The sequence below is a fragment of the Mycobacterium sp. genome (genome assembly GCF_032162605.1).
In the GTDB taxonomy this organism is placed as follows: Bacteria; Actinomycetota; Actinomycetes; order Mycobacteriales; family Mycobacteriaceae; genus Mycobacterium.
Genome location: NZ_JAVROT010000420.1, coordinates 1 through 2743 on the forward strand (window position 1 = coordinate 1; position 2743 = coordinate 2743).

At 67.9% G+C, this 2743-nt stretch carries 3 protein-coding genes; 1 reads left to right on the top strand and 2 read right to left on the bottom strand.

Annotation, left to right across the window (positions count from 1 at the left end):
* Positions 1-17 precede the first annotated feature (17 nt).
* Complete coding sequence (locus tag QOI01_RS23715; protein WP_526385305.1) at positions 18-1229, top strand: CaiB/BaiF CoA transferase family protein; 1212 nt, start codon at positions 18-20, stop codon at positions 1227-1229.
* Here QOI01_RS23715 and QOI01_RS23720 read toward each other — a convergent pair.
* Entirely contained in the window at positions 1226-1936 is a 711-nt protein-coding gene (locus QOI01_RS23720) for a TetR/AcrR family transcriptional regulator (RefSeq protein ID WP_526385301.1), read from the bottom strand. The genes QOI01_RS23715 and QOI01_RS23720 overlap by 4 nt on opposite strands.
* On the bottom strand, positions 1920-2743 hold an 824-nt coding region (locus QOI01_RS23725; protein WP_526385303.1), incomplete at its 5' end, for an alpha/beta fold hydrolase. The genes QOI01_RS23720 and QOI01_RS23725, both read right to left, overlap by 17 nt.

Below are 2743 nucleotides of genomic sequence, written 5' to 3' on the forward strand. Positions count from 1 at the left end.
ACAGCGTGATCCGACCGATGGATGGGGTCCGGGTACTGGAGGTGGCGCAATTCACCTTCGTGCCTGCCGCGGGTGCGGTCCTGGCCGACTGGGGCGCCGACGTCATCAAGGTCGAGCACGCCGAAACCGGTGACGCGCAGCGCGGCCTGAGCGCCTTGATGGGCATGCCCATCGGTAGCGGATCCTTCGCTCCGCTGATGGAACACCCCAACCGCGGTAAGCGCAGCATCGGCCTGGCCTTGGAAAACCCTGACGCGCTGGAGGTTCTGCACGAGCTGATCCGCGGCAGCGACGTGTTCCTGACCAACTTTCTGCCCGCCGCGCGCCGCCGGCTGGGCATCGAACTCTCCGACGTCCGCAAGATCAATCCCGACATCGTCTACGTCCGCGGTTCCGGTTTCGGCGCCCGCGGCCCCGACAGCGAGAAGGGCGGCTACGACAGCACCGCTTTCTGGGCTCGCGGCGGCAGCGCGCTGGGGACCACACCGGTGGACTACGACGGCCTCTGCAAGATGCCCGCCGCTGCCTACGGCGACTCCATCGGCGGGATGACCATCGCCGGGGGCATCGCCGCAGCCCTGTTCGCGCGCGCACAAACCGGGCAGACCTCGGTCGTCGACGTCTCCCTGCTCGGCGTCGGCGCGTGGGCCAACGCGCTGCCGGTGGGCTTCGCGCTGTTGGAGGGCGGCCCACCGGAGCCGCGCGCACCGGGGCACTCGGCGCCGACGAACCCGCTGGTCGGCAGCTACCGGACCGCCGACGATCGCTGGCTCATCCTGGCCATGCTGCAGCCGGGGCGCTACTGGCCCGAGTTCTGCAGGCACATCGACCGGGAGGACCTCATCACCGACGAGCGGTTCGCCACCGCCACGGCGCTGATGGGCAATGCGCTCGTGGCGGCCGACATCGTTCAGGAGGAACTGGCGGCCCGGCCGCTGGCCGAGTGGGTCGCCCGGTTCGCGGACATGGAGGGGCAGTGGGCCGTCGCCCAGGACCCGTGGGAACTCGGCCAGGACGCGGCGTTGCGAGCCAACGGCCTGATCGCCCAAGTACGCGACGCCGAAGGCACGGCCCGGGAACTGGTGGCCAACCCGGTCCAATTCGACGAGAAGCCGGTACAGCTCACGCGGGCTCCGCAATTCGCCGAGCACACCGACGAGATCCTGCGCGCTCTCGGTAAGTCCGACGACGAACTGATCGACCTCAAGATCAGCGGCGCCGTCACCTAGCCGGAGGCAGCCTCACTGGCGCCCGCCGTGCGGAGGATGGCGGCCGAGCAGAACGCCCACAGGTCATCGAAACTGGTCGACCGCCCGCCGGCCAGCACCGCTGAGTGCGACGTCGCCAGCAAGAGCTCCTGAAGCAGCGCGGCCTGGGTGGTGAGGGGGACGTCCTTCCGCAGCAGACCGGCATCGGCGACCGCGGTAAGCAACTCGACGATCAGGGAGTGCAGTGGCTCCAACGCGTAGGTCAGGTCCTTCGGCCGCGATTCGGTCAGACGTAGGTGCAGGACGCTGAGCCCGCGCGCCAGTCGAGCCGGCATCGCCGTGATCTCCGATATCGCCTCCAACAGCGCCTTCAGGCGCAACACCGGATCGGTGATCCCGTCACACCGCTCGCGCAGCATGGGCAGTGCGGTGGTGCGCAGAATCGTCTCGTAGACGGCCAGGAGCAGACTGTCCTTGCCGTCGAAGAAGGTGTAGAACGTGCGCTGCGACATGTTGGACCTGTCGACCACGTCCTGGATGGTGAAGTCGCTCTCGTCGCGCTCACCGAGGAGTTCGACGGCCGCGGCGACGAAGCGGTCACTGCGGGCTTGGGCACGCGCGCGCGCGTTGCGCAGCGACCGGTCGACACTGTCGCGCTGCCAACTCGGTTCGTGCGGCTCCGCCTGCTGATGGTCCTTCTTTGGCTTGAGTTCAGTTGACCGCGCCATGACTCCCCGCTCTCTCAAGGTCGACTTCGGCCAGAAAGTCACCGATGACTCCGCTGACCGTATCCGGGCACATCTTGTGAGCCGAATGTCCCGCGCCGACGATCGGGACGAACCGTGCCCGATCGTTGAGTTCCGCGAAGCGCCGACCCTGTCGTTGTCGTGTCGATTCGTCGCTGTCGCCGGCCATCAACAGCACCGGGCATGCAATGCCGGCGAGTACGTCGTCGGACAGTTCGGGACGACCGACGCTGTCCTCGTGCAGTGCGGTGACCAAGTGGCGCCAGTGTTCCGGTCCGTGGGTGCCTTCGTGCAGGCGTCGCAACGCGAACGGCCACGTGCGGTACAGATGATCCAAGCGCGGGGCTTTGTAGTCGGTCGGGCGTCCCGTCCCCGGGCTGATCAGCACCAACGACCGCACCGTACCCGGGGCCGACAACTCCAGCATCAGCGCGATCTCCGCACCGTAGGAAAAACCCACGACGTGGGGCCGTCCGAGTTCGAGCCGGTCGATGAGGTGGTGCAGGTCGGCGCAGACCGCCTCCCCCGTATGCGCCGCGCTCGCGGCCTCGGATCGGCCGTGGCCACGGATGTCGGGCAGGATGCAGCGATATTCAGATCCCAAGCTGGCGGCCAGCGTGCCCCATTCGAATTCGCCGGTGGCCGTGGCGCCGTGAACGAACACGATGGGTTGCGACCCACCGCCGACGACGGCATACGCCAGCCTCAACCCGTCGCGTTCGTAGGTGAGCCGTTGAGGTGCGCTCCCCTGCTCAGTCATGACGCTCCGCCAGCGATGACGTGATTCTC